The sequence below is a fragment of the Roseomonas sp. F4 genome (genome assembly GCF_053891155.1).
The window spans coordinates 159,643-183,258 of record NZ_JBSSHK010000004.1; the positions used below are offsets into that span (position 1 = coordinate 159,643).

24 protein-coding genes are annotated in these 23,616 nt (G+C 68.3%); 13 read left to right on the forward strand and 11 right to left on the reverse strand.

Features of this window, described 5'->3' with window-relative positions; genetic code table 11:
* Positions 1-18: 18 nt before the first annotated feature.
* Positions 19-495, reverse strand: coding sequence for a hypothetical protein (locus ACVFYP_RS17190; protein ID WP_499201425.1), 477 nt, complete (start codon positions 493-495; stop codon positions 19-21).
* A 48-nt stretch (positions 496-543) separates the two neighbouring features.
* Between ACVFYP_RS17190 and recO the strand changes: the two genes are divergently transcribed.
* Entirely contained in the window at positions 544-1,284 is a 741-nt protein-coding gene (gene recO, locus ACVFYP_RS17195) for a DNA repair protein RecO (RefSeq protein WP_499201921.1), read from the forward strand.
* 53 nt (positions 1,285-1,337) lie between these two features.
* Here the strand turns inward: recO and lepB are convergent, their stop codons facing one another.
* Positions 1,338-2,087 (reverse strand): signal peptidase I, encoded by a 750-nt coding sequence (gene lepB / locus ACVFYP_RS17200; RefSeq protein WP_499201426.1) that lies wholly within the window; start codon positions 2,085-2,087, stop codon positions 1,338-1,340.
* Positions 2,088-2,239: 152 nt separating this feature from the next.
* Here lepB and parC point away from each other — a divergent pair, with 152 nt between their 5' ends.
* Positions 2,240-4,480 (forward strand): DNA topoisomerase IV subunit A, encoded by a 2,241-nt coding sequence (gene parC, locus ACVFYP_RS17205; RefSeq protein ID WP_499201427.1) that lies wholly within the window; start codon positions 2,240-2,242, stop codon positions 4,478-4,480.
* A gap of 28 nt (positions 4,481-4,508) precedes the next feature.
* Positions 4,509-5,687: an alpha/beta hydrolase gene (locus ACVFYP_RS17210; protein ID WP_499201428.1), complete on the forward strand. Its 1,179-nt coding sequence runs from the start codon at positions 4,509-4,511 to the stop codon at positions 5,685-5,687.
* Between the two features lie 19 nt (positions 5,688-5,706).
* Here the strand turns inward: ACVFYP_RS17210 and ACVFYP_RS17215 are convergent, their stop codons facing one another.
* From ACVFYP_RS17215 to ACVFYP_RS17235, 5 genes are all read right to left on the reverse strand, one after another.
* On the reverse strand, positions 5,707-6,483 hold the full coding sequence (locus ACVFYP_RS17215; protein WP_499201429.1) for an arginyltransferase: 777 nt from the start codon (positions 6,481-6,483) through the stop codon (positions 5,707-5,709).
* 38 nt (positions 6,484-6,521) lie between these two features.
* Positions 6,522-6,971, reverse strand: coding sequence for an RDD family protein (locus ACVFYP_RS17220; protein ID WP_499201922.1), 450 nt, complete (start codon positions 6,969-6,971; stop codon positions 6,522-6,524).
* Positions 6,972-7,019: 48 nt separating this feature from the next.
* Positions 7,020-9,359, reverse strand: coding sequence for a penicillin acylase family protein (locus ACVFYP_RS17225; protein WP_499201430.1), 2,340 nt, complete (start codon positions 9,357-9,359; stop codon positions 7,020-7,022).
* A gap of 49 nt (positions 9,360-9,408) precedes the next feature.
* Positions 9,409-10,062 (reverse strand): GNAT family N-acetyltransferase, encoded by a 654-nt coding sequence (locus tag ACVFYP_RS17230; protein WP_499201431.1) that lies wholly within the window; start codon positions 10,060-10,062, stop codon positions 9,409-9,411.
* Positions 10,063-10,142: 80 nt separating this feature from the next.
* Entirely contained in the window at positions 10,143-11,654 is a 1,512-nt protein-coding gene (locus ACVFYP_RS17235) for an aldehyde dehydrogenase family protein (RefSeq protein ID WP_499201432.1), read from the reverse strand.
* A gap of 129 nt (positions 11,655-11,783) precedes the next feature.
* Here ACVFYP_RS17235 and ACVFYP_RS17240 point away from each other — a divergent pair, with 129 nt between their 5' ends.
* Entirely contained in the window at positions 11,784-12,992 is a 1,209-nt protein-coding gene (locus ACVFYP_RS17240; protein WP_499201433.1) for a CaiB/BaiF CoA transferase family protein, read from the forward strand.
* A gap of 1 nt (position 12,993) precedes the next feature.
* On the forward strand, positions 12,994-13,833 hold the full coding sequence (locus tag ACVFYP_RS17245) for an alpha/beta fold hydrolase (RefSeq protein WP_499201434.1): 840 nt from the start codon (positions 12,994-12,996) through the stop codon (positions 13,831-13,833).
* Here the strand turns inward: ACVFYP_RS17245 and ACVFYP_RS17250 are convergent.
* From ACVFYP_RS17250 to ACVFYP_RS17265, 4 genes are read right to left on the reverse strand one after another with little or no spacing between them, the layout of a single operon-like run.
* Positions 13,815-14,135, reverse strand: coding sequence for a hypothetical protein (locus ACVFYP_RS17250; RefSeq protein ID WP_499201435.1), 321 nt, complete (start codon positions 14,133-14,135; stop codon positions 13,815-13,817). The genes ACVFYP_RS17245 and ACVFYP_RS17250 overlap by 19 nt on opposite strands.
* A 49-nt stretch (positions 14,136-14,184) precedes the next feature.
* Entirely contained in the window at positions 14,185-14,802 is a 618-nt protein-coding gene (locus ACVFYP_RS17255; protein WP_499201436.1) for a hypothetical protein, read from the reverse strand.
* Positions 14,803-14,814: 12 nt separating this feature from the next.
* Positions 14,815-15,819, reverse strand: coding sequence for a porphobilinogen synthase (gene hemB / locus ACVFYP_RS17260; protein ID WP_499201437.1), 1,005 nt, complete (start codon positions 15,817-15,819; stop codon positions 14,815-14,817).
* On the reverse strand, positions 15,816-17,111 hold the full coding sequence (locus ACVFYP_RS17265) for an O-acetylhomoserine aminocarboxypropyltransferase/cysteine synthase family protein (RefSeq protein ID WP_499201438.1): 1,296 nt from the start codon (positions 17,109-17,111) through the stop codon (positions 15,816-15,818). Before ACVFYP_RS17265 ends, hemB begins: the two co-directional genes overlap by 4 nt.
* A 220-nt stretch (positions 17,112-17,331) precedes the next feature.
* Here ACVFYP_RS17265 and rpiB point away from each other — a divergent pair, with 220 nt between their 5' ends.
* From rpiB to nusB, 8 genes are all read left to right on the forward strand, one after another.
* The gene (gene rpiB / locus ACVFYP_RS17270) at positions 17,332-17,793 is read left to right on the forward strand and encodes a ribose 5-phosphate isomerase B (RefSeq protein ID WP_499201439.1); all 462 of its coding nucleotides are present in this window, start codon (positions 17,332-17,334) and stop codon (positions 17,791-17,793) included.
* Positions 17,790-19,091 (forward strand): serine hydroxymethyltransferase, encoded by a 1,302-nt coding sequence (glyA, locus tag ACVFYP_RS17275; RefSeq protein ID WP_499201440.1) that lies wholly within the window; start codon positions 17,790-17,792, stop codon positions 19,089-19,091. The genes rpiB and glyA overlap by 4 nt, the downstream gene beginning before the upstream one ends.
* 192 nt (positions 19,092-19,283) lie before the next feature.
* Complete coding sequence (nrdR, locus tag ACVFYP_RS17280; RefSeq protein ID WP_216877852.1) at positions 19,284-19,736, forward strand: transcriptional regulator NrdR; 453 nt, start codon at positions 19,284-19,286, stop codon at positions 19,734-19,736.
* A gap of 2 nt (positions 19,737-19,738) precedes the next feature.
* A complete protein-coding gene (gene ribD, locus ACVFYP_RS17285) occupies positions 19,739-20,842 on the forward strand; it encodes a bifunctional diaminohydroxyphosphoribosylaminopyrimidine deaminase/5-amino-6-(5-phosphoribosylamino)uracil reductase RibD (protein WP_499201441.1) in 1,104 nt (367 codons plus the stop codon).
* A complete protein-coding gene (locus tag ACVFYP_RS17290) occupies positions 20,843-21,445 on the forward strand; it encodes a riboflavin synthase (protein WP_499201442.1) in 603 nt (200 codons plus the stop codon). It abuts the gene before it with no gap.
* Positions 21,442-22,569, forward strand: coding sequence for a 3,4-dihydroxy-2-butanone-4-phosphate synthase (gene ribB, locus ACVFYP_RS17295; protein WP_499201443.1), 1,128 nt, complete (start codon positions 21,442-21,444; stop codon positions 22,567-22,569). Before ACVFYP_RS17290 ends, ribB begins: the two co-directional genes overlap by 4 nt.
* Complete coding sequence (ribH, locus tag ACVFYP_RS17300; protein ID WP_499201444.1) at positions 22,566-23,063, forward strand: 6,7-dimethyl-8-ribityllumazine synthase; 498 nt, start codon at positions 22,566-22,568, stop codon at positions 23,061-23,063. Before ribB ends, ribH begins: the two co-directional genes overlap by 4 nt.
* Positions 23,060-23,578 carry a transcription antitermination factor NusB gene (gene nusB, locus ACVFYP_RS17305; RefSeq protein WP_499201445.1) on the forward strand — a complete coding sequence of 173 codons (519 nt, stop codon included), beginning with the start codon at positions 23,060-23,062 and terminating at the stop codon, positions 23,576-23,578. Before ribH ends, nusB begins: the two co-directional genes overlap by 4 nt.
* The last annotated feature ends 38 nt before the right edge of the window (positions 23,579-23,616 follow it).

Here is a 23,616-nt window from a genome sequence, read left to right on the forward strand (position 1 = left end):
ACCCGGGGAAGGGACGCGTCAGCGCAGCACGACTTCAACGAAGCGATTCTGCGGGCTGAGCAGATCGTTCGGCACAAGGAGCCTGCGGATGACACGCGTGGTGATCTGGTTCTCCAAAACGCCAAGCCTCTCGAGTTCAGCCGCGACCGCGAGGGTGCGCTGCATGGCCAGGTTGAGGTTCGCGACCTCGGAGCTTTCCTCCTGCGCTGCGCCTTCCACATTGAGTTGCGGTGCGCGGCTCATGAGCACCCTCCTCGACTCATCCGAAAGTTCTTCCCGCGGAAGCCGCAGTGATGCTTCGTGATAGGCCAGAGCCCTTCGCAATTGCTCAGGCAGTTCGTTGAGAATCCGCCTGCAGCGCTCCGTCACGGCAGAACTTCCGGACTCGAAGAAGCAGATATAGGTGCGCGAAAGAGCCGCTGCCGGTGGCGCATCCAGCGCCAGGGCCAGACCGATCGCGGCCACTGCCGCACGCATCGTGCTGAAGCCTCGCATCGCCGCTTCCTTTCCGCCGCCTGCCACACCAGTCTGTCCGCCGTGACCATCGAATGGACCGCCCCCGCCATCATTCTCGACATCCGCCCGCATGGCGAGGGCGGCGTCATCGCGACGCTGTTGACGGAGGAGCACGGCCGCCATGCCGGCCTCGCCAAGGGCGGCGCCTCCCGCGGCCAGGCGGCGCTGTGGCAGCCGGGCAATCTGGTGGAAGCGCGCTGGGTGGCGCGCCTGCCGGAACAATTGGGCGCGCTGAGCGCGGAGCTGGTGCATCCGGCCGCGGCCCTGGCCATGGAGGACCCGCTGGCGCTGGCCGCGCTCCGCTCCGCCTGCGCGGTCGCCGAGGCCGCGCTGCCGGAGCGGGAGGCGCATCCGCGCATCTTCCACGGCCTGGTCGCCTTCATCGCCACCTTGGCGCGCGGCACGGAGCTGGCCTTGCCCGACCTGGTGCGGTGGGAGGCCGATCTGCTGGCCGATCTCGGCTATGGGCTCGATCTCACCACCTGCGCGGTCACCGGCAGCCATGATGACCTGACCTTCGTCTCCCCGCGCTCCGGCCGGGCAGTGTCGGAAGCGGCGGCGGGGGAATGGCGCGACCGGCTGCTGCCGCTGCCGGCCTTCCTACTCGGCCAGGGGCCTTCCAGCCCGCTGGACTGGGCGGCGGGGTTGCGGCTGACGGGGCATTTCCTGGCGCGCGACGTCTTCGGTGTGCAGCACAAGGGCCTGCCGGCGGCGCGGGGGCTGCTGGCGGATCGTGTGTTGGCGGGGACTTTGAGCGGGATAAGTTGAGGCGGAATCACCAGGAAGTCTGAATTCCGCGATCCAGTCGGCCCGCCTTCCCGTCAGTCGAAACGTGTCCCGATGCGGCTCAGGTCGCGGGACCAGATGATGAAACGTGGCTGTGCGAAAACCCGTGTCATCAGCACGAAGCCGAAGGACGTCATGGCGCGCGAATCGAGACTGTTGTCGCGGTGATCCCCCAGGACGAAGAGCTGCCCCTCTGGAACCCGATATTCGGGCGTATTGTCGAATGGCTGCCCGTCATCCTGCTCGAGCACGTCGAAGCTCACGTCGTCGCCCGGCAGCGTCTCGCGATATCGTTGCATGACGGTACGCCTGCCGGTCTCGTCGACCTCATGGCGCCCGATGAATTCGCGTGACACCGGCTGGCCGTTCAGGTGTAGACGGCCCTGCCGCATCTGGACCCGATCTCCCGGCAGGCCGATGACACGCTTCACCCAGCCGGTGGTGTCCGTGTCGTTGCGCCGGAAGATGATGATCTCGCCACGGCGGAACAGCTTCGGCACCGGGTCCCGGATGCTGTCGGCAAAGAAGATGTCGCCGATCACCAGGGCGGGGGCCATCGAACTCGCTGCGATGCTGAACGTCTCGGACCGGGCGGCCGTGGACCAGGCGCCCGCCGGCAATCCAATCAACAAACCCAGCCAGAGGCGCAGGGCATAGGATAGGCGGAAGCCGGGCCGTGTCCGGTCGGTCGGGCCTCTTGCTGCAGCCCTTGGCCGGCCCGGGCCAGGCGAGGGCAGGGAGCACCGCGCAGCGTCATCCGGCATGTCATCTCCACGGATTTGCATCGTATACCGAAATAAAGCATGGAAGCACGGCAGACGCCATCGCAGGTTTAGGCCGGATGGCGGCGAAGTCCTCTCACTGAAAGCCCCTCAACAGGGAGCGTCGGCTGGGCTAGAAGGGGCGTCAGACCGGAACGAAGCACGAATCACCACCCATGCCGGACGACATCACGCCGCCGCCCGAAGGCGGCAACATGCGGGAGACGGGGCTGGCCGCGGCCCTGTCCGAGCGCTACCTCGCCTATGCGCTGTCGACCATTGTCAGCCGCTCCCTGCCGGATGTGCGGGATGGGCTGAAGCCGGTGCATCGGCGGCTGCTCTACGCCATGCACCAGCTCAAGCTGGACCCCGCCTCCGGCTTCAAGAAATGCGCCCGCATCGTCGGCGACGTGATGGGCAAGTACCATCCGCATGGCGACAGCAGCATCTATGAGGCGCTGGTCCGCCAGGCGCAGGACTTCGCCGCGCGCTACCCGCTGGTCGAGGGCCAGGGCAATTTCGGCAATATCGACGGCGATAACGCCGCGGCCATGCGCTACACCGAAGCGCGGCTGACGGATGTCGCCCAGGCGCTGCTCGACGGCATCGAGGAGAACGCGGTCGATTTCCGCGCCACCTATGATGGCGAGGAGAAGGAGCCGCTGGTCCTGCCGGCGGCCTTTCCAAACCTGCTGGCCAATGGCTCGACCGGTATCGCGGTCGGCATGGCCACCTCCATCCCGCCGCACAATGCGGGCGAGCTCTGCGCCGCCGCCCTGGTGCTGATCGAGAACCCGCAGGCCGGCATCGACGAGCTGATGGCCCATGTGCGGGGGCCGGACTTCCCCACGGGCGGTCTGCTTGTGGAAAGCCCTGAATCGATGCGGGAGGCCTATGCCACCGGCCGGGGTGGCTTCCGGCTACGGGCGCAATGGACCGAGGAGAAGCTGAAGAACGGCACCTGGCACATCGTCGTCCACGAAATCCCCTACCAGGTCCAGAAGTCCCGGCTGATCGAGCAGATCGCGGCGCTGATGGAGGAGAAGAAGCTGCCTCTGCTAGGTGATGTGCGGGACGAAAGCACCGACAAGGTGCGGCTGGTGCTGGAGCCGAAGACGCGGGCGGTCGACCCGAAGCTGCTGATGGAGACGCTGTTCCGCAACACCCAGCTGGAAACCCGCTTCCCGCTGAACATGAACGTGCTGGACGCGGATCGCACCCCGCGGGTGATGGGGCTGCGCGACGTGCTGCGCTGCTGGCTGGACCACCGGCATGTGGTGCTGGTGCGCCGGGCGGAGCACCGGCTGCAGGCTATCGCGCGGCGGCTCGAGATCCTCGACGGCTATCTGATCGTCTACCTCAACCTGGATGAGGTGATCCGGATCGTGCGGGAGGAGGACAAGCCGAAGGAGGCGCTGATGGCGACCTTCAGCCTGACCGAGAACCAGGCCAATGCCATCCTCGACATGCGCCTGCGCGCGCTGCGCAAGCTCGAGGAAATGGAAATCCGCAAGGAACACAACAAGCTCAGCAAGGAGCAGTCGCGGCTGAAGGGCCTGCTGTCGAGCGAGGCGAAGCGCTGGGCGGCGATCGCGGATGAGGTGCGGGAGACGCGCCGCCGCTTCGGCGAGGAGACGGAACTGGGCCGGCGCCGGACGATCCCCGGCACCGTCGAGGCCAGCGGCCCGGTGGACGAGACGGCCTTTATCGAGCGCGAGCCGATCACCGTCATCCTGTCCGAAAAAGGCTGGATCCGCGCGCAGAAGGGCCATCTGGGCGCGGAGGCGGAGCTGCGCTTCAAGGAGGGCGACAGCCTCAAGCAAGCCATCCATGCCGAGACCACCGACCGCATCGTGGTGCTGGCGACGAATGGCAAGGCCTACACCGTGAAGGCCGACACCCTGCCGCGCGGCCGGGGCGACGGCCAGCCGGTCCGGCTGCTGCTCGATCTCGGCAATGGCGACGATGTGGTGACCCTGTTCATCCATCGCGAGGGCCGCCGCTTCCTGCTCGCCGCCACGGACGGCAAGGGCTTTGTCGTGAAGGGCGAGGACCTGCTGGCGGAAAAGCGCACCGGCAAGCAGGTGCTGGTGGTGGATGCGGCGGTGGAGACGCTGCTGTGTATCCCGGCGGAGGGTGACAGCGTGGCGACCATCGGCAGCAACAACCGCCTGCTGGTCTTCCCCCTGTCCCAGGTGCCGGAAATGGCGCGTGGCCGCGGCGTGCAGCTGATGCAGCTCAAGGATGGCGCCACGCTGCAGGACGCCAAGGTGTTCACGGCGAAGGAGGGTTTGTCCTGGCGCTATGGCACCGGGGTGAAGGTCGAGACCGACCTGCGCACCTGGTCCGGCCAGCGCGCCAGCGCCGGCAAGATGCCACCGGACCGCTTCCCGAAGAGCCGCAAATTCGGGGTTTGATTCCGAACTCGACATGAACGCGCCGGCCATGCTGTCCTCGCCCATCCGGGAGGACAGCATGGCCAAGAAGCCGAAAGAGGCCGCCAATGGCGGCTCGACCTTCATTCACTTCGCCACCAACCGCGCCCGCATGGATGCCGCCTTCGGCATGGATGCGGACAAGGCCGCGCCGGCCCGGCTCTGGCTGGGCCGGGTCGAGGTGGAGCTGCTTGGGAAGCCCGAGGCGACGGAGGCCAGGCGCGATCTGCTCCATCCGCCGGAGGTCGCCGGGCTCGACGATTTCATCGATCCAGCCGGCGGCGACTGCGCGCAGCTGCTGGATTCCTGGCTGGCGCAAGCGGTGTCGGATCAGGCGGTGCCGCTGCTGTTCATCCACGGCTTCTCCAACAGCTTCGAATCCGCGGTGACCCGAGCGGCGCAGCTACAGGAGTTCTACGGCGGGGCAGGGCTGGCCCTGGCGCCCCTGGTGTTTTCCTGGCCCTCGGATGGGAAGGTGATCGTGGCCGGCTCCGGCACGCTGATCGGCGGGGCGAAAGAACAGTACCGCCGCGACCAGCTCGATGCCGCCGCGGCCGGGCCCGCGCTGGCACGGTTGCTCGCCCAGATCCGCAATGCGCGCACACGGGTCGCCGGCAAGCCGCCGCGCCTTGCTTTGCTAGCCCATTCCATGGGCAATCACGCCTTGGCCTATGGGCTGCTGTCGCTCGCCAACGGGCTGATGTCGCGGGAGATGCGGGGCCTGTTCGGCGATGCGGTCATGGCCTCGGCCGATGTCGATTCAGGCGCCTTTGCCGCCGGCATGTCCCTGCGGATGATGGCGGAGCTGGCGGAGCGCGTGACCGTCGCGATCAGCCGCGACACCACGCTGAGCCTGGCCAGCCGGATCGCCAATGACGACAGCCGGCGGCTTGGCCATTTCGGGCCGGAGGATCTGACGGTGCTGCCTGCCAATATCCAGGTGGTGGATTACTGGCCCGGCCTGTCCTGGAACACGAAGGATGAGGTCCAGCCCACGGGTGGGACCGACTTCGATACCATCCAGCACCAGTGGTATCGCAACGACCGCAACGCCCGTACCGATCTGGCGGCGCTGCTGGCTGGCGGAAAGCCGCCCCGGCGCAAGAACCTGGCCGCAGAAGACCAGATGGTTTCGACCTTCGATGGTCCGATCAGGCGCCACGCCTATCTGCCGCAGCCCGGATCGTAGGGGACGCCATCCGCCGCCGTCACCCGGTGACGGTCAGCTTTTCTTCCGGCGCCAGGGCCTCGGCATGGTCCTGGTGTTCGCTGAGCACGCGCCAGACGCCGCCGGCCAGCGTCTCACTCGGCCGGAAGCGGGACTTATAGGCCATCTTGGCGCTCTGGGGGACCCAGTAGCCGAGATAGACGTACGGAAGCCCAAGCGCCCGCGCGCGGGCCACGAGCCACAGCACGATATAGGTGCCGAGGCTGCGGCGCCCCGGCTCCGCCTCATAGAAGGAATAGACGGCGGACAGGCCGTCTGACAGCCAGTCGGTCAGGCAGGCGGCGACCAGCCGGCCATCCGGGTCGCGGAATTCGACCACGCCCGTTGTGATCGGCGTGTCCTCGACCATGGCGCGATAGTCGTAGAAGCCCATCGCCGCCATGTCGCCATCGCCATGGCGCGCACCCTGGTAGCGTTGGAACAGGCTGAACTGCTCAGCACTGGCCCGCGCCGGAAGCTCGGCGGCGGTCAGGTCGGCGTTCTGGCGGAAGACGCGGCGCTGGGTGCGGTCTGGGATGAAGGCGCCGGCGACGATGCGGATCGGGATGCAGGCGCGGCAACCCGGGCAGACCGGCGAATAGGCGATATTGTGGCTGCGCCGGAAGCCGGCGCGGGACAGCCGGTCATGCAGCGGTTCGGCTTCGATGCCCGACAGCTCGGTCACGATCTTCCGTTCCGTCCGCCCGGCCAGATAGGGGCAGGGAAGCGGTGCGGTCGTGTAGAAGAATTGGGGGCGTCGTGCGGGGCGGTGCAACATCTGATTATCGGATAGTCTCCGCCTTCGCCCGCCGCAAATCAACCATCCTCGGCAGCCAGACCCCGATGATTGCGCACCTTTTCCAGATAGGCGCTACGCACCATCAACGTACCCGAGAACAGGTCGTGCAGCGTGCGGTGGCGTGAGGAGAACAGGGCTGCCAGCAGCGGCACGCCGCCCGCGGCCCAGGAGAGGGCATAGAGCGTGGTGGCGGTGAAGGCCTGGCCGAGGCTCGGCGCCGCGCCATCCACCTCCGACCGCACCGCCAACCCCATCATCGCCTGGCCCGGCGTGGCCGAGAGCGGGGAGGCGATGGACAGCGTGCCGTAGAGAATCGGCAGCATCAGCGCCCAGGGCAGCAGCAACAGCCCGCCCGCCAGACCCAGCGTCAGCATGGTGAGCATCGCCGCCCCGCCCCAGACCAGCCAGGACAGGATCAGCAGCAGTACTGCATCGATCATCCAGGCGATCAATCGGCGACCCAACACGCCGGCGAATGGGTCGGGGGAGGCGGACAAGGGCTACTCCACAGCGATTCAGGGACTCAGTCGGATGGATCCAGCCTCCGTATCCGGCTGCCTTCCGAGACGCACAACGTCACCGGACCGCCATGGTTGCAGCAGGGAGGCGAAATTGTCGGACATGGGGTGCCCCGACTGGCCGGTGGCGATGATCGCCAGCAGCCCATCCGTATCCGCTAGATCGGCCACCATGCGCAGCCCCGCCCCATGCAGATGGGCGAAGGGGTTGGTGCCAGCCTCCCGCATCCCGCCTCTGGACAGGGTTTCGTTGTCGCCGCCGGTCGGCGCCTCCAGCCGAGTCAGCCGGCCCAGCAGGGGCACAAAGCGCAGAAGCGGATGTTCGAAGGCGGCGACATGGGCGGTGCCCCAGCGCCAGGCGGCGGGGTCGCTGCCTTGGGCCGATTCCAGCTCCGCCGCCGCCTCGCCCAGTGCGCGCGCCAGCAGCGGGCCGCAACCCTCCGACCCGCACCAGGCTGTTCCGCGGGCGGGGTCGAGCAGCAGGCGGGCCAGGAATTCCGGGCCGGCCGTGGTGCCTTCTGGCGCGTCGCCGGCTTGCAGGACCAGTTGGCGGAAGCGGCGCAGCCAGGCGTGGTGGATCAGCGGCTGGGGCGCATCGGCGCGCATCGCGCCGTCCCAGTCTGCCAGCAGCGCATGCGCCTGGCTGGCAAGGCCCGCCGGGGGCGGCACCGCGCGCAGCACCGGCAGCAATTCGCGGGCGAGGAGGGAAACCACGTCATTCTGCATGGCCGCGAAGCCGGCGGCATCGTGGCGGGGGCGCTCGGCCAGCAATTCGCGGATGCGGCGCAGGCGCCAGTCGCCAAACCAGTCGCGTCCGAGGAAGACCGGGTGGTCCGCCGGAGCCGGGCGGGAATTGGCATTGGCGATCAGACCCGACTCCGGATCCTCGATATGCGCCATGGCGTCGAAGGGCACGAAACCCCGCCAGTCCATGCTGCCATCCCAGCCCCGCGCCGGCAGGCTGCCATCGCCGCTGGCGCGGATCGGCGTGCGGCCGACCAGATATTGCGCGATCCGCCCGGCGGCGTCGGCCACCAGCAGGGTCTGCGGCGGGCTGCTGAACAGGGCGGCTGCTTCCCGCGCCTCAGCGACCGATGTCGCGCGGTTCAGCCGCATGAGTGAGCTGGCGGCCGTGTCCTCCGGCGCCAGGTTCGCCATGGCGACGGCCAGCACATGGCCCTGCGGTGCCTCCGCCGGGTCGAGGTCGGAGATCACCGGGCCGTGCCGCGTTTCCCGCACCCGCAGCACCTCCGGCGCCTCCTGCCCACGCACCGCGATGCGTTCCTCCCGGATGGTGAAGGGAAGGGGGCCGTCGGGAGTGAGATAGGCGTCGGGGCCGGCCAGGCGCTCGACGAAGACGTCCTGCGTGTCCGAATGGGTGGTGGTGAAGCCCCAGGCGAGGGACTGGTTGCGGCCGATGACAATGCCTGGCACGCCGGGCGCGGTGGCACCCGCCCGGAACTGCCCATCCGGCAGGTCGATCCGCGCCAGGTACCAGAGGATCGGCGCGTTGAAGCCGAGATGCGGGTCATTCGCCAGCAGCGGCGCGCCGCTGGCACTTCGCCCCGGCGCCACGGCCCAGGCGTTGGAGGCGGAGCTGGGCAGGGGCGCGTCCTGACCAAAGACCGGGATCGCCGCCAGGATGCGGTCCAGGTTCAGCCCTGGCGGCAGGGCGGCGAGGTCGGCGCGGCCCGGGCTGGCATCGCGCGGCCAGAGATCCTCGACCTTCGCGGGCGGCAGCGCCGCTTCCAGCCGCGCCCGCTCCAGTTCCCGCCGCCAATTGCCCGACAGCCACAGGCCCATGACCTTGCCCCAGAGCAGGGAATGGGCGGGCCGCCAGGGCTCCGGCTCCCCCATCGCCAGGAATTCCGGCGCGGCGAGGCGGCCGCGAAGGGCGATCAGCGCATTCACCCCCTCGGCATAGGCTTCCAGCAAGGCACGGGTTTCGGGATCGAGCGCCGCGAAATCCGCCTCTGCCCGCTGCATCAGGCCCAGGGTGCGGGAGAGGCGGTCGAGCCGCAGGGCGGAGGCGCCGCCGATCTCGGCCAGGCGGCCGGCGGCGCCGCGGCGCATCACCTCCATCTGGAACATGCGGTCGCGGGCGTGCAGGTAGCCCAGCGCGCGCGCGGCATCCTGTTCATTCTCCGCGCGGATGCGCGGGATGCCGTGGGAGTCGAGGCTGATCGCGACCGGCGCGGACAGGCCCGGCAGGGTCTGCTCCTCCCGGATGTCTGGCAGGGCCGTGAAGACCAGGGCCATCGCGAAGGCGATGGCGAGGCCGGCGAGTAGGACGCCGAAGGGGATCAGCCGGGCGAGGAAGCCGAGGAGGAAGCGCATGCGGCGCCAGATGGACCGGATGCGGTGGGAAGGGAAGGGTGGGGCTGCGTCAGTTGCGGAAGAGCGGGCCGGCATGGGGCATGAGGACGGGCGCCGGATCGCGCATCTGCCATAGGCCGGTCAGCACCCAGCGTCCCTGCATCAGCCGCCATTGCGGTGGCCGTGGGCGCAGCACGCAGCCCGTCCAGCCTTCGTTCCAGCCGCCGGAACGCGGCTGGAAGCCGACGCTTTCGTAGAAGCCGCGCGTGCCGACGTCGGCCGTCAGCGTCACACGCCCGCCGGCGCCGCGGGACTGCGACAGGTTGGCGGCGAATTCGATGAGGATATCGCCCACATTCCGCGCCGCCGGGTGCCCCGCCAGACTGTCGATATGCACGCTGCCTTGGCGCAGCGATTCCGGCCGGTCGATGGACATCATTCCGACCGGCTTGCCGGAGTGGAAATAGGCATAGACCTGAAACTGCGCGGGATCGGTCTCCAACTCCAAAACCTCTCCCCGTTCCTGGGCGACGGTCAGGCGATTGGCGAATTCGGGCGTGTTGCCGGGCTCAGCTAGGAATTGCTTCAGAGCATTGATCAGCCAGCGGCCGCAGAGCGCCACCTCCCCCTCATCCAGCAGGCGTATGGGCGGATCGGTGACCCAGCCCAGGCTGAGATCCTGCCGGTCCGGCTGGAAGTTGAGGTTGGGCTGGTGTCCGGACATGACGCGCCTGATCCTCCCTGTTGCGGGGAGGATGGCAGGATTTCAGGGCGCGCCACAACCGGGACGTGTGGCGGCGCCCCTCAGCCCATATTCACCATGATGGTCTTCTTATGGGTGAAGTGTTCCAGCATCGCCTCCAGCGAGGCTTCCTTGCCGAGGCCGGAGGACTTCACGCCACCATAGGACAGGTTCGCCTGCACCACGAGGTTCTGGTTGATCTGCACCAGGCCTGCCTCCAGCCGATGCGCCAGATCCAGGCCGATCTTCAGGTTGTTGGTCCAGAGCGAAGCCGCCAGCCCGTATTCGCTGTCATTGGCCTCCGCCAGCACGGCTTCGGCCTCGTCGAAGGGCTGGATCACGGTGACCGGGCCAAAGATCTCCTCCCGCACTAGGCGGCTCGACCCATCGAGGCCGGTGAAGATCACCGGGCGGATGAACAACCCCTTCTTCAGCGCGGGGTCGGAGGGCATGGCGGAGCAGACCAGGGCGGTGGCGCCCGGCGTCTTCGTGCCCTCATCGATGAAGGCCTGCACCTTCTCGAACTGGCCCTGGCTGATGATGGTGCCGATGTCGGTCTTCTCATCCAGCGGGTCGCCCATCACCATCTTGTCCACCGCCTCCTTCATCGCCGCCACGAAGCGGTCGAAGATCGGGCGTTCGACATAGATGCGGCTGGCCGCCGTGCAGCTCTGCCCCTGGCGGGTGAAGCGCATGGAGGTGATGGCGCCGGAGACGGTCTTTTCGAAATTGCAGTCCGCGAAGACGATCATCGGCGATTTGCCGCCGAGTTCCAGGGTGACGGGAATCAGCTTTTCCGCCGCGGCCTTGGCCACGATCTTTCCCGTCTCGACCGACCCTGTGAACGTCACCTTCTTGACCAGCGGATGGGCCACCAGCGGCGCGCCGCATTCCGGGCCCTGGCCGGAGACCATGTTGAACACGCCGGGCGGCAGGATGCGGTTCATGATCTCGCAGATGCGCAGCACCGCCAGCGGTGCTTCCTCCGCCGACTTCACGACCACGGCATTGCCCGCCACCAGCGCCGGCGCGACCTTCAGCGCCATCAGCAGCATCGGCACGTTCCAGGGGATGATGGCGCCGACCACGCCCAAAGGCTCCCGCACCGTCACCGACAGCACATCGGGGGCGAAGGGCACGCTCTCACCCTTCAACTCGCCACCGAGGCCGCCGAAGAATTCGAAGATATCGGCCACCACATTGGCCTCGACGCGGCTTTCGGTGCGCAGCGCCTTGCCGGTTTCCAACGCGATCAGCAGGCCCAGCTCATCCACATGGGTGCGGATGGCTGCGGCGCAGGCATGCACCAGGGCGCCGCGCTTGCCGGCCGGGACCTTGGCCCAGGCCTTCTGAGCCTTTGCCGCATCCTGCACGGCGGCGTCGACATCCGCCGCATCCCCCTCCGCCGCGGTCGCCACCTGTTCGCCGGTCGCGGGATTCACCACGGCGAAGGTCTTGCCGGAGCGTGCCGGCACGTAGCGCCCGCCGATCAGATGCACGCCGGACAGGGCCTTCGCCAGGGCGAAGGGATCGGTGGTCGGCGCCTCGGGCGTCTTGTGGGGCAGGTCGAGCATGGGTTTCCTCCCGCGGGAACACGGCACTATAAGCGGCGACCACCATTCGCGGCGCCGAGGCGCAAGATGCGTCGCCAGGCGCCGGGCGGCAATGCCGGGACGAACACAGGGAAAGGGACTTCATTGACCATGGAGAAGGCGCCGAGCGGACCGTTGCGTGGCCTGAGGGTCCTTGACCTGACACGCGTGCTGGCCGGACCGACCTGCACCCAGATGCTGGGCGACCTCGGCGCCGAGGTCATCAAGATCGAGAAACCCGATTCGGGCGACGACACCCGCGGCTTCGCCCCGCCGGTCTGGCCGGAGACGAAGGAAAGCGCCTATTTCCTCGGCGTCAATCGCAACAAGAAGTCGCTGACGCTCGACATCTCCAAGCCTGAGGGCCAAGCGATCGTCCATCAGCTTCTGGATGGCTGCGACATCCTGGTGGAGAATTTCAAGGTCGGCGCCCTGGCCAAGTACGGGCTGGGCTTCGAGCAGCTGAGCCAGAAATTCCCCGGCCTGATCTATTGCTCCATCACCGGCTTCGGCCAGACCGGCCCCTATGCGCCGCGCCCGGGCTATGACTCGCTGATCCAGGCGATGGGCGGCGTCATGTCCCTGACCGGGGAGCCGGACGGGCTGCCGCAGAAGGTGGGCGTGCCGGTGGCGGACCTGTTCGCCGGCCTGTACGGCTGCATCGGCATCCTGGCGGCGCTGCGCCACCGGGAACGCACAGGCCAGGGCCAGCAGGTGGATATCGGCATGCTGGACACCAGCGTGGCCTGGCTGGCGAACCAGGGCATGAACTACTTGGCCACTAAGGAAAATCCGCCCCGCCTGGGCAACCAGCACCCAAATATCGTGCCCTACCAGGTCTTCCCGACCCGGGACGGCCACATCGTGCTGTCCGTCGGCAATGACCCGACCTTTGTCCGCTTCTGCGAGGTCACCGGCCAGCAGGCGCTGCTCTCCGACGAGCGCTTCGCCACCAATGCCGCCCGCGTCGCCAACCGTGACTTCGTGACACAGACCCTGACGCCCGTGATGCAGCAGCGCAGCACCGATGAATGGGTCGCCGCGCTGGAAGCCGCCAAGATCGGCTGCGGCCCGATCAATACATTAGAGAAAGTCTTCGCGGACCCGCATGTGCAGGCCCGCAAGGTGGTGGTGGAGATGGCGCATTCCTCCGGCGCCACGGTGGAAGTCATCGCCAATCCGGTGCGGCTGTCCTCCACCCCGCCGGATTATCGTGTGCCGCCGCCGCGGCTCGGCGAGCATTCGGAGGAGGTGCTCTCCGGCCTTCTCGGCATGAGCGAATCCGCGATCCAGGCGTTGCGGGACAAGGGCATCGTCTGAGATGCGCCATGGCAGGCTGCGCTACCTTCTGGGCGCGGCCTTCCATGGCCTCGCCTGGACCGAATGGGGGCCGCTGGATGGCGCGCCGGTGGTCTGCGTTCATGGCCTGACCCGCAATGGGCGCGACTTCGATGTGTTGGCGGGGGTGCTGGCCGGGCAGGGCAGGCGGGTGTTCTGCCCGGACCTGCCGGGGCGAGGCGCCTCCGACTGGCTGCCCGATCCGCGGCTTTACGTGCCGCCGAGCTATGTGGTGGCGCTGGGGCATCTGCTGGCGCGGCTGGATGGGCCGGTCGATTGGGTCGGCACCTCCCTGGGCGGAATCTGTGGCATGTTGTTGGCTGCGGCGCCGGGCTCGCCGATCCGCCGGCTGGTGCTGAACGATGTCGGCAGCCGCGTCCCCGCCTCCGCCGCCGCTCGGATCGCCGCCTATGTGCGGGAGGATCGGCGTTATGACGACCTGGCGGGGTTGGAGGCGCATTTGCGGGAGGTGCACGCCCCCTTCGGCGCGCTGACCGACGCGCAATGGCGCCATATGGCGGAAACCAGCGCCCGCAGCCTGCCGGAGGGCGGCATCGCCAGCCACCACGACCCGGCCATCGCCGTGCCCTTCGCCACAGCGGCGGAAGGGCCGATCGAACTCGGCATGGTCTGGGCCCATGTGAAGCAGCCCAGCCTGATCCTGCGCGGCGCCGAAAGCGATGTGCTGGAAGCCGCCACAGCGGCCGAAATGGCAGGGCGGCCGGGGGTGACCTTGGTGGAGATCGCCGGCGCCGGCCATGCCCCGGCGTTGATGGACCCGGCGCAGACGCGGCTGGTGGCGGACTACCTGGGACGCGACTGAGCCGCGTTGCCCGCCAGGGCTTTCGCCAACGGCCGGGGCGGCGCCGCGCCTTCCAGCCTCAGCAAGCCGAAACGCAGCGCCCAGGACTGCCAGCGGGCCAGGGCACCGGGGGGCGGCGCGGGAAGGGGGGAAAGTCGCGCCGCGGCTGCCGGCGCCATGTCCTGCAGACGCGCCTGCCGCGCCCGTTGCAGGCGCCACCAGGCCAGCACCCTGGCCTCGGCTTCCTTGGCATGGGTATAGGCCAGCAGGGCTTCCACCTCCGCCCGCTGGGCACGAATTCCGATGAGCGCGTCGTTGCTCATGTCTGGTTATGCCGCATCGCAGCAACCTACCGCTTTCGCGGTGGTTGCATCAAGCAAAGGCGAAGCCGGTGAAGCCCAGCACATCGTGCCCCTGCGGGGTGAACAGCACCGCGCCGTTATAGGGGTTCTCCAGCGTGATGCCGCCGAAGAAGGTCTGGATGTGCAGGCGCAGCGGGTCGCGGTCGGCGCGGTCCACCACCATGGTCAACTGCCGCACCGGCATGGACCGCACGCAGACCCCGCCCTGCACATAGCGCATCATCACGTCGCGGGGTGCGATGAAGCTCACCTCCAACCGCGCGCCTTCGGCCGCATGTTCACCGTTGAACATGGCGGCGAGGCCGGACTGGGCCTGGGGCGAATTGAGCAGCAGGCAGCCCATCTCCACCATATCGGCCCAGTCCGCCCAGGCGGTGACCATCTGGTACAGCGGTCCGCCCGGCTTCCATTTCCGGCCGCGCTCGGCCTCCGAGGCGCGGCGGGCGACGCGGCGTTGCTGCTGGGCCTCGATCATCGCCTCATAGCGGGCCAGCAGCTCGGCGTTGCTGAGCAACAGGTGGCGGCCGCGGGCATGGCCCTCGGCGCCGCCGCGATGGGTGGAGGCGACACCCTCGCTCGCCCGCAACAGCCCCTCGACATCCCGCTCGGTGAAGGCGTGGTGCTGCATGGATTGGTCCCCTCAGCCGTCCCGCAACCGCTGCGCCGCTTCAACCGCGAAATAGGTCAGGACGCCATCGGCGCCAGCGCGCTTGAAGCCCAGCAGGCTCTCCAGCATCGCGCGGTCATGATCGAGCCAGCCATTGCGGACGGCCGCCATGATCATCGCGTATTCGCCGCTGACCTGGTAGGCGAAGGTCGGCACGGAGAAACGGTCCTTCACGCGACGGACGATGTCCAGATAGGGCATGCCTGGCTTGACCATCACCATGTCGGCACCTTCGGCTAGATCCAGCGCCACTTCCCGCAGCGCCTCATCCGTATTGGCCGGGTCCATCTGGTAGGTCTTCTTGTCCCCACCCTTCAGCGAGGCGCCGGAGCCCACCGCTTCCCGGAACGGGCCATAGAAGGCCGAGGCGTATTTGGCGGCATAGGACATGATGCGCGTATGGATCAGGCCCTTCGCATCCAGCGCGGATCGGATCGCGCCAATGCGGCCATCCATCATGTCGGACGGCGCGATCACGTCGATCCCGGCCTCCGCCTGGATCACGGCCTGGATCGTGAGGATTTCGACGGTTTCATCATTGGCGACATACATGCCGCCCGGGCCGGGCCGCAGCACGCCGTCATGGCCGTGGTCGGTGTAGGGGTCGAGCGCCACGTCGCCGACCAGGCCGAGATCCGGAAATTCCCGCTTCAGCAGCCGGGCCGCGCTGCACATCAGGTTTTCCGGGTTCTTGGCCTCGGTCCCCTCGCCATCCTTCTTCGAGGGGTCGGTGGCGGGGAAGATGGCCAGGGCCGGAATGCCGAGCCGCGCCGCCGGCGCCACATGCGCCGCCAGCCGGTCCAGCGTCACGCGCTTCACGCCAGGCATCGAGGACACCTCGGTCTCGATCCCCTGGCCCTCGATGATGAAGATGGGCCAGATCAGGTCATCGACCGAGAGCTTGTTCTCCGCCACCAGCCGCCGGGTGAAGGCATCCACCCGGTTGCGGCGGGGGCGGATCGCCGGATAGCCGCTCATGCCGCGGCGGCCGCCAGGGCCTGGTCGAGATCGGCGATGATATCGTCGATATGCTCGATGCCGATGGACAGGCGCACATAGCCGGGGCTGACGCCCGACGCCGCCTGTTCCTCCACCGAAAGCTGGCTATGGGTGGTGGTGGCCGGGTGGATGGCGAGGCTGCGGGCGTCGCCGATATTGGCGACGTGATAGAACATCTTGAGCGATTCGATGAACTTGCGGCCGGCCTCGGCGCCCGCCTTCAGCTCGAAGCCCATCAGGCTGCCATAGCCGCCCTTCAACGCCTCATCCGCCCGGCGCTTGGCCTCGCCGGTTTGCAGGCTGGGGTGGATGACCTTTTCCACCGCCGGGTGGCCCGCCAGGAAGGCCGCGACCTTCAGGGCATTGGCGCAATGGCGCTCCATCCGCAGCGGCAGCGTCTCCAGCCCCTGCAAAGTCAGGAAGGCGTTCATCGGGGCCAGGGGCGCGCCGAGGTCGCGCAACAGGATCACCCGCATACGGATGATATAGGCGATCGGGCCGAGCGGCTTCACCGCCTGGGTCCAGACCGCGCCGTGATAGCTCGGGTCGGGCTTGTTCAGCGTCGGGAATCGGTCGGCATTGGCCTCCCAGTCGAAATTGCCGCCATCCACCACCACGCCGCCGATGCTGGTGCCATGGCCGCCGATCCACTTGGTGGTGGAATGCATGACCACGGCCGCACCGAGGGCCAGCGGCTTGCACAGCACCGGCGCCGCGGTGTTGTCCATGATCAGTGGCACGCCCAGCTTGCGGCCCAGCGCCGCCACTTCCGCGATCGGGAAGACCTGCAACTTCGGATTGGGCAGCGTCTCCGCATACCAGCAGCGGGTGCGGTCATCGGTGGCGTTGACGAAGGCCTGCGGGTCCGTCGGGTCCACGAAGCGGACCTCGATGCCGAAGGATTTCAGCGTATTGGCGAACAGATTCCATGTGCCACCGTAAAGGTCGGTGGAGGAGACGATGTTGTCCCCCGCCTCGCACAGGTTCATCACGCAGAAGGTCGTCGCCGCCTGGCCGGAGCCCAGCGCCAGCCCCGCCACCCCGCCTTCCAGCGCCGTGACGCGCTTTTCCAGCACGTCCACGGTGGGGTTCATGATGCGGGTGTAGATATTGCCCATCTCCGCCAGGCCGAATAGGCGCTGGGCGTGGCCGGTATCCTGGAACTGGAAGCTGGTGGTCTGGTGGATCGGCACCGCGACGGAGCCCGTTGTCGGGTCCGCACGCCAGCCGGCATGCAGCGCGATGGTTTCCGGATTTTCGGACGACGCCATGTTCTGTCTCTCCTGTCCCGGGCGCATCCGTTCCACGTCCCGGGGGGCGGAGGCAAGGCGGAGGCATTGCACCCTTGTTTCGTCCATGGCGCAGCGCGTGTTTCTTCTGTTGCGCCGCGCAGCGGAAGGTCCTGCCATGCGCTGGCGCGGGTCTGGGATGCGCTACAGCATCTGGCGTCGGTGGTTCCTGGCGGACACAGGAAGTGGTAACAGCCTTGGCATGACCCCCGCCGAAACACCCATCGCCCTCGGTTCCGACCATTCCGGCACCGCCCTGAAGGCCACGCTGCGCGCCACGCTGGAAGCCGCCGGTCATCCGGTGCTCGACCTCGGCACGCATGGTCCGGAAAGTGTGGACTATCCGGATTTCGCCGCCGCCGTCTGCGCCGCGGTGGCTGATGGCACGGCGCGCTTCGGCGTGCTGGTCTGTGGAACCGGCATCGGCATCTCCATCGCCGCCAACCGCCACCCCGACATCCGCTGCGGCCTTGTGCATGACGCGACCGGCGCGCGGCTGACCCGGCAACACAACGACGCCAATGTCCTCGCCCTCGGCGCCCGCCTGATCGGCACGGAAGTGGCGCTGGACGCGCTGAACGTTTTCCTCACCACACCTTATGAGGGCGGCCGGCATGACCGGCGCGTCCAGAAGCTCAGCCCCGGATGGAGCCCGTCCCGATGAATGAAACGACCCCGGCGATGACCCCCGCCCGTTTCTTCCAGGCCTCCGTGGCCGAGACCGATCCTGAGATCGCCGCCACGCTGCGCGATGAGCTGATCCGCCAGCAGGACGGCATCGAGCTGATCGCCAGCGAGAACATCGTCTCCAAGGCGGTGCTGGAGACGCAGGGCTCCGTCCTGACCAACAAATATGCCGAGGGTTACCCCGGCCGCCGCTATTACGGCGGCTGCGAGGTGGTCGATATCGCCGAGACCCTGGCGATCGAGCGGGCCAAGAAGCTGTTCGACTGCGGTTTTGCCAATGTCCAGCCGCATAGCGGCGCGCAGGCCAATCAGGCGGTGTTCTTCGCCCTGATGCAGCCGGGCGACACCTTCATGGGGCTCGACCTCGCCGCGGGCGGCCATCTGACTCACGGCGCTCCCGCCAATCAATCGGGCAAGTGGTTCAAGGTGCAGCCCTATACCGTGCGCCGAGAGGACCAACTCATCGACATGGAGGAAGTCGCCCGGATTGCGCGGGAGACGAAGCCCAAGGTCATCGTCGCCGGCGGCTCCGCCTATGCGCGGCACTGGGACTTTGCGCGGTTCCGCGCTATCGCGGATGAGGTCGGCGCCTATCTGATGGTGGATATGGCGCATTTCGCCGGGCTGGTGGCCGGCGGCGCGCATCCCTCGCCGCTGCCGCATGCGCATGTGACCACGACGACCACGCACAAGACCCTGCGCGGGCCGCGCGGCGGCATGATCCTCACCAACGACGAGGCGCTGGCCAAGAAGTTCAACAGCGCGGTCTTCCCGGGCCTGCAGGGCGGCCCGCTGATGCATGTGATCGCCGCCAAGGCGGTCGCCTTCGGCGAGGCGCTGCGGCCGGAGTTCCGGGCCTATGCGAAGCAGGTCGTGGCCAATGCCAAGGCGCTGGCGGTGGAGCTGAAGGCGCAGGGCTTCGACCTGGTGACCGACGGCACCGACAACCACTTGGTGCTGGTGGACCTGCGGCCGAAGAAGCTGACCGGCAAGGCGGCGGAAGGCGCGCTGAACCGCGCCCATCTGACCTGCAACAAGAACGGCATCCCCTTCGACCCCGAGAAGCCGATGGTCACCTCCGGCGTCCGCCTCGGCAGCCCGGCCGCGACCAGCCGCGGATTCGGGGAGGGTGAGTTCACCCAGATCGGTCAGATGATCGGCGAAGTGCTTGATGGCCTTGCAAAGGCCAATAGCGCCGAGGCGAATAAGGCCGTCGAGGGCGCCGTGAAGTCCCGCGTACTGGACCTCTGCCGTCGCTTTCCGATCTACGGGTGAACCACCCAATGGCGCTCCCCCCTCAGGGCGACTTGGGCCTGACGATTGGCGCCACCTGCGGCCCGCGCGCTTTAGCGGGCCGAGCGCCCGAAGGGCAGCCGCGCCCAGATGCACCGCATGGCCCGGCGAAACAGTGCAAGGCGCGTAGCCAAGCCGGCGGAGCCGGCGCCCGGCGCTTGAGGGCATAGATACATGCGCTGTCCCTTTTGCGGGCATGAAGATACGCAGGTGAAGGACAGCCGTCCGGCGGAGGATGGCGGGGCCATTCGCCGCCGCCGGTCCTGCCCGGCTTGCGGCAACCGCTTCACGACCTTTGAAAGGGTGCAGTTGCGGGAGCTGATCGTCATCAAGACGGACGGCCGCCGCGTGCCCTTCGACCGCGACAAGCTGGCACGGTCCGTCCGCGTCGCCCTGCGCAAGCGCCCCTTCGAGGAGGAGCGGATCGAGCGCATCGTCACCGGCATCCAGCGACGGCTGGAAGTGGAGGCGGATAGCGAGGTCACCTCCCGCCGCGTGGGTGAGGTGGTGATGGAAACGCTGCGCGACGTGGATGAGGTGGCCTATGTCCGCTTCGCCAGCGTCTACCGCAATTTCCGGGAAGCGAAGGATTTCCGCGCTTTCCTCGGGAAGATCGAAGGCTCCTGAGCGTGTCGGACGATCTGGCGCATATGCGGGCCGCGCTCGCGCTGGCGGCGCGCGGCCTTGGCAATACCTGGCCCAATCCGGCGGTGGGCTGCGTCATCGTGGCGGCGGATGGCCTGGTGGCCGGGCGTGGCTGGACCCAGCCGGGCGGTCGCCCGCATGCGGAGACAGAGGCGCTGAAATGCGCCGGCGCCCGCGCCCGGGGGGCGACCGCCTATGTGACGCTGGAGCCCTGCTGCCATTGGGGCCGCACGCCGCCCTGCACGGATGCGTTGATCGCCGCCGGTGTGTCGCGGGTGGTGGTGGCGCTGCGGGACCCTGATCCCCGCGTCGATGGCGAAGGCTTTTCGCGGCTGCACGCTGCCGGTGTCGTGGTGGAGGAAGGGCTTCTGGGCGAGGAGGCCGCGGCGTTGAATGCCGGCTTCATCAAGCGCCTGCGCCAGGGCCTGCCCATGGTCACGCTGAAGCTGGCCACCACGCTGGATGGCCGCATCGCCACCGCCACCAAGGAAAGCCACTGGATCACGGGGCCGGAGGCGCGCCGCTCCGCCCATGGCCTGCGCGCCCGGCACGATGCCATCCTGGTCGGCAGCGGCACGGTGCTGGATGACGATCCCGACCTGACCTGCCGTCTGCCCGGCGGCGTGCCGGTGCCCGCGCCCCGAATCGTCGCCGATGCCAGGCTGCGCATCCCGCCGACCGCGAAGCTGGTGCGGACGGCGCGCGAGGTTCCGACCCTGGTCGCCACCATCCCCGGCCATCCGGAGAGTGCCCTGGCACCCCTGCGCGAGGCTGGCGTGGAGATTCTGGAAGTGCCGCGGGGGCCGGAGGGTCTGGCCATGCGGGGCATCCTGGCGGCGCTCGCCCAGCGCGGCATTACCCGATTGCTGGCCGAAGGCGGGGCGGGCATCGCCGCGTCCCTGCTGCGGGAAGGGCTGGTGGATCGGCTGGCCTGGTTCCATGCACCGATGGTGATCGGCGGGGATGGCATTCCAGCCTCCTATCCTCTCCCATTGCCGGAACTCGCCAAGGCGCCCAAGTTCCGCCGCGTGGCGGTGCGCGCGCTGGGCGCGGATATGCTGACCGAATTCGAGCGTGAGGCTGGCTGAATGTTCACGGGGATCATCACTGCCCAGGGCGAGGTGACATCCATCACGCCGATCGGCGACGGGCAGGATATGCGGCTGACCGTGGCCGTGCCGGAAGGCTGGCTGGAGGGTGCCGTGATCGGCGCCTCCATCGCCTGTTCCGGTTGCTGCCTGACGGCGGTGGAACTCGAACCCGCCACCTTCACGGTCGAAGCCTCCGCCGAGACACTGGCCAAAACCTCGCTGGGCGGCTGGCAGGTCGGGCGGCGCATCAACCTGGAACGGCCCCTGAAAATGGGCGATGAGCTGGGTGGCCATGTCGTCTCCGGCCATGTCGACGGGCTGGGGGAGGTGTTGTCCTCCACGCCCGAGAATGGCTCCACCCGCTGGCGCTTCCGTGTGCCACCGGCCATCGCGCCGTTCATCGCCCCGAAAGGCTCGGTGGCCATTGATGGTGTCTCGCTGACCGTCAACGAAGTTGAGGGCCACGAATTCGGCGTGAACATCATCCCCCACACCACCGAGGTGACCGGCTTCGCGCAGCTCCGCCCCGGGCATCTGGTAAATATCGAGATCGACATGCTGGCCCGCTACGTCGCCCGCCTGCGGGAGTTCAACGCATGAGCACCGTCACCACCAAGACCACCAATTTCCACGACTTCCTCAGCCCCACTGAGGAATTGCTGGAGGAAGCCCGCCGCGGCCGCATGTTCATCCTGGTGGATGACGAGGACCGGGAGAATGAGGGCGACCTGGTCATCCCGGCGCAATTCGCCACGCCGGATGCCATCAACTTCATGGCCAAGCACGCGCGCGGGCTGATCTGCCTGGCGATGGCGCGGCAGCGCGTGGAACAGCTCGGCCTGCCGCTGATGGCGCAGTCCAACGGCACCCGCCATGCCACCGCCTTCACGGTGAGCATCGAGGCGCGGGACGGCGTGACCACAGGCATCTCCGCCGCCGACCGGTCGCGCACCGTGGCGGTCGCCATCAATCCGGAACTGGGCCGCGAGCACATCGTCACCCCCGGCCATGTCTTCCCGCTGGTGGCGCGCGATGGCGGCACGCTGGTGCGCGCCGGGCATACCGAAGCGGCGGTGGATTTCGCCCGCCTCGCCGGGCTGAATCCGGCCGGCGTGATCTGCGAGATCATGAATGACGACGGCTCCATGGCCCGGATGCCGGATCTGGTGGCCTTCGCCCAGCATCACGGGTTGAAGCTCGGCACCATCGCCGATCTGATCGCCCATCGCCGGCGCACGGAACGGCTGGTGCGGCGGGTGGAGGAAGGCAGCGTGGAGGGGGTCGGCGGCACCTGGCGCGTCGTGGTCTATGCCTCGTCGCTGGACCATGGCGAACATCTGGCGCTGGTGAAGGGGGACCTTTCGGGTCCCGCGCCGATGCTGGTGCGCATGCACGCCACCTCCCTGCTGCGCGACCTGGTTGGTGGCAAGGTGGAAGACGACCTGCATGCGGCGATGCGCGCCATCGCGGAGGCCGGGCGCGGCGTGGTGGTGATGCTGCGGGACTGGCGCCTCGATGGCCTGTCGCAGCAGGTGCGCGCGATGCGGGAACGGCGGCTGAATTCGCCGGAAATCCGCGACTATGGCATTGGCGCGCAGATCCTGGCCGATCTGGGCTTGCGCGACATCATCCGCCTGTCCGACAAACCTCGCCCCGTGGTGGGCCTCGAAGGCTACGGCCTGACCGTGGTCGAGACGCGACCGATTCCGAAGGACAGCAAGTGAGTACGAAGGACGCTCCCAACCGCGCGGCAAAAACCCTGGCCGGGGAGCCGCCGCGCATCCTGGTGATCCAGGCGCCCTATTACGGGGAGGTCGTCGGCGGGATGCTGGCCGGCGCCCGAGGGGTGCTGGAAGGCGTGGGCGCGAGCCTTGAGGTGGTCGATGTGGCCGGCGCCTTCGAAATGCCGGCGGCGCTGCGCATGGCGCTCGGCGCGCCGGATCGCTGGGACGGTTTCCTGCTGCTCGGCTGCGTGGTGAAGGGCGAGACGGACCATTACGACTTCATCTGCGCCTCGGTCTGCCAGGGCGCGATGACGGTCGCCTCCGAATATGGCGCGCCGCTGGGCTTCGGCCTGCTGACGGTGGCCAGCCTCGACCAGGCCATCGCCCGGTCCCGTGCCGACCACCACAATAAGGGCGCGGAGGCGGCGCATGCGGTGCTCGGCCAGGTCACCCTGGCGCGCCGCTGGCATTTCTCCCATTGGGCGCGCCGATGAGCGGCCAGAAACCCAAGGGTCCGAGGCCTGCCCCCTCTGGACGCCCGCGCACCGGCGCGCGCGTTGCCGCGGTGCAGGCGCTGTTCCAGAGCGAGCAGGCCGGCGAGAGCCCGGAGACGGTGATCGACCAGTTCGTCCGCCACCGCCTCGGCCCGAATGAGGCCGATGACGGTTTCGGCGAGGGCCGGATTCCGGAGGTGGATGCCAAGCTTTTCGCCCGCATCGTCCGCAACACCGCCGCGAAGATCGAAAGCCTGGACGAGACCATCGGCAAGGCCCTGGCCAAGGACTGGCCGTTGGAGAAGCTCGACCCCGTGCTGCGGGCCCTGCTGCGCGCCGCGGCTGGCGAGCTATCCATGCCCAACGACCCGCCGGCGCGGGTGGTGATCAACGAGTATCTGGACATCGCCAACGGCTTCTTCGTTGGCGACGAGCCGCGCTTCGCCAATGGCGTGTTGGACGCGCTGGCCCGGGCCTTTCGCGCCGACGAATTCGCCCCCGCGCCGCGCGGCTGAGAGCTTGTGAATTAATGCCCGACAGCGCCCAAAACGGC

Excerpts from the sequence above, each read along its gene's own strand:
- ACVFYP_RS17255 (WP_499201436.1), bottom strand. The coding sequence starts at position 14,802 with ATGCAGCACCACGCCTTCACCGAGCGGGATGTCGAGGGGCTGTTGCGG.
- ribB (WP_499201443.1), top strand. The coding sequence starts at position 21,442 with ATGAGCACCGTCACCACCAAGACCACCAATTTCCACGACTTCCTCAGC.
- ACVFYP_RS17215 (WP_499201429.1), bottom strand. The coding sequence starts at position 6,483 with ATGTTGCACCGCCCCGCACGACGCCCCCAATTCTTCTACACGACCGCA.
- nusB (WP_499201445.1), top strand. The coding sequence starts at position 23,060 with ATGAGCGGCCAGAAACCCAAGGGTCCGAGGCCTGCCCCCTCTGGACGC.
- ACVFYP_RS17190 (WP_499201425.1), bottom strand. The coding sequence starts at position 495 with ATGCGAGGCTTCAGCACGATGCGTGCGGCAGTGGCCGCGATCGGTCTG.
- ACVFYP_RS17290 (WP_499201442.1), top strand. The coding sequence starts at position 20,843 with ATGTTCACGGGGATCATCACTGCCCAGGGCGAGGTGACATCCATCACG.
- lepB (WP_499201426.1), bottom strand. The coding sequence starts at position 2,087 with ATGCAAATCCGTGGAGATGACATGCCGGATGACGCTGCGCGGTGCTCC.
- ACVFYP_RS17240 (WP_499201433.1), top strand. The coding sequence starts at position 11,784 with ATGGAGAAGGCGCCGAGCGGACCGTTGCGTGGCCTGAGGGTCCTTGAC.
- nrdR (WP_216877852.1), top strand. The coding sequence starts at position 19,284 with ATGCGCTGTCCCTTTTGCGGGCATGAAGATACGCAGGTGAAGGACAGC.
- ACVFYP_RS17235 (WP_499201432.1), bottom strand. The coding sequence starts at position 11,654 with ATGCTCGACCTGCCCCACAAGACGCCCGAGGCGCCGACCACCGATCCC.
- hemB (WP_499201437.1), bottom strand. The coding sequence starts at position 15,819 with ATGAGCGGCTATCCGGCGATCCGCCCCCGCCGCAACCGGGTGGATGCC.
- parC (WP_499201427.1), top strand. The coding sequence starts at position 2,240 with ATGCCGGACGACATCACGCCGCCGCCCGAAGGCGGCAACATGCGGGAG.
- ACVFYP_RS17230 (WP_499201431.1), bottom strand. The coding sequence starts at position 10,062 with ATGTCCGGACACCAGCCCAACCTCAACTTCCAGCCGGACCGGCAGGAT.
- ACVFYP_RS17210 (WP_499201428.1), top strand. The coding sequence starts at position 4,509 with ATGCTGTCCTCGCCCATCCGGGAGGACAGCATGGCCAAGAAGCCGAAA.
- rpiB (WP_499201439.1), top strand. The coding sequence starts at position 17,332 with ATGACCCCCGCCGAAACACCCATCGCCCTCGGTTCCGACCATTCCGGC.
- ACVFYP_RS17265 (WP_499201438.1), bottom strand. The coding sequence starts at position 17,111 with ATGGCGTCGTCCGAAAATCCGGAAACCATCGCGCTGCATGCCGGCTGG.
- ACVFYP_RS17245 (WP_499201434.1), top strand. The coding sequence starts at position 12,994 with ATGCGCCATGGCAGGCTGCGCTACCTTCTGGGCGCGGCCTTCCATGGC.
- glyA (WP_499201440.1), top strand. The coding sequence starts at position 17,790 with ATGAATGAAACGACCCCGGCGATGACCCCCGCCCGTTTCTTCCAGGCC.
- ACVFYP_RS17250 (WP_499201435.1), bottom strand. The coding sequence starts at position 14,135 with ATGAGCAACGACGCGCTCATCGGAATTCGTGCCCAGCGGGCGGAGGTG.
- ACVFYP_RS17225 (WP_499201430.1), bottom strand. The coding sequence starts at position 9,359 with ATGCGCTTCCTCCTCGGCTTCCTCGCCCGGCTGATCCCCTTCGGCGTC.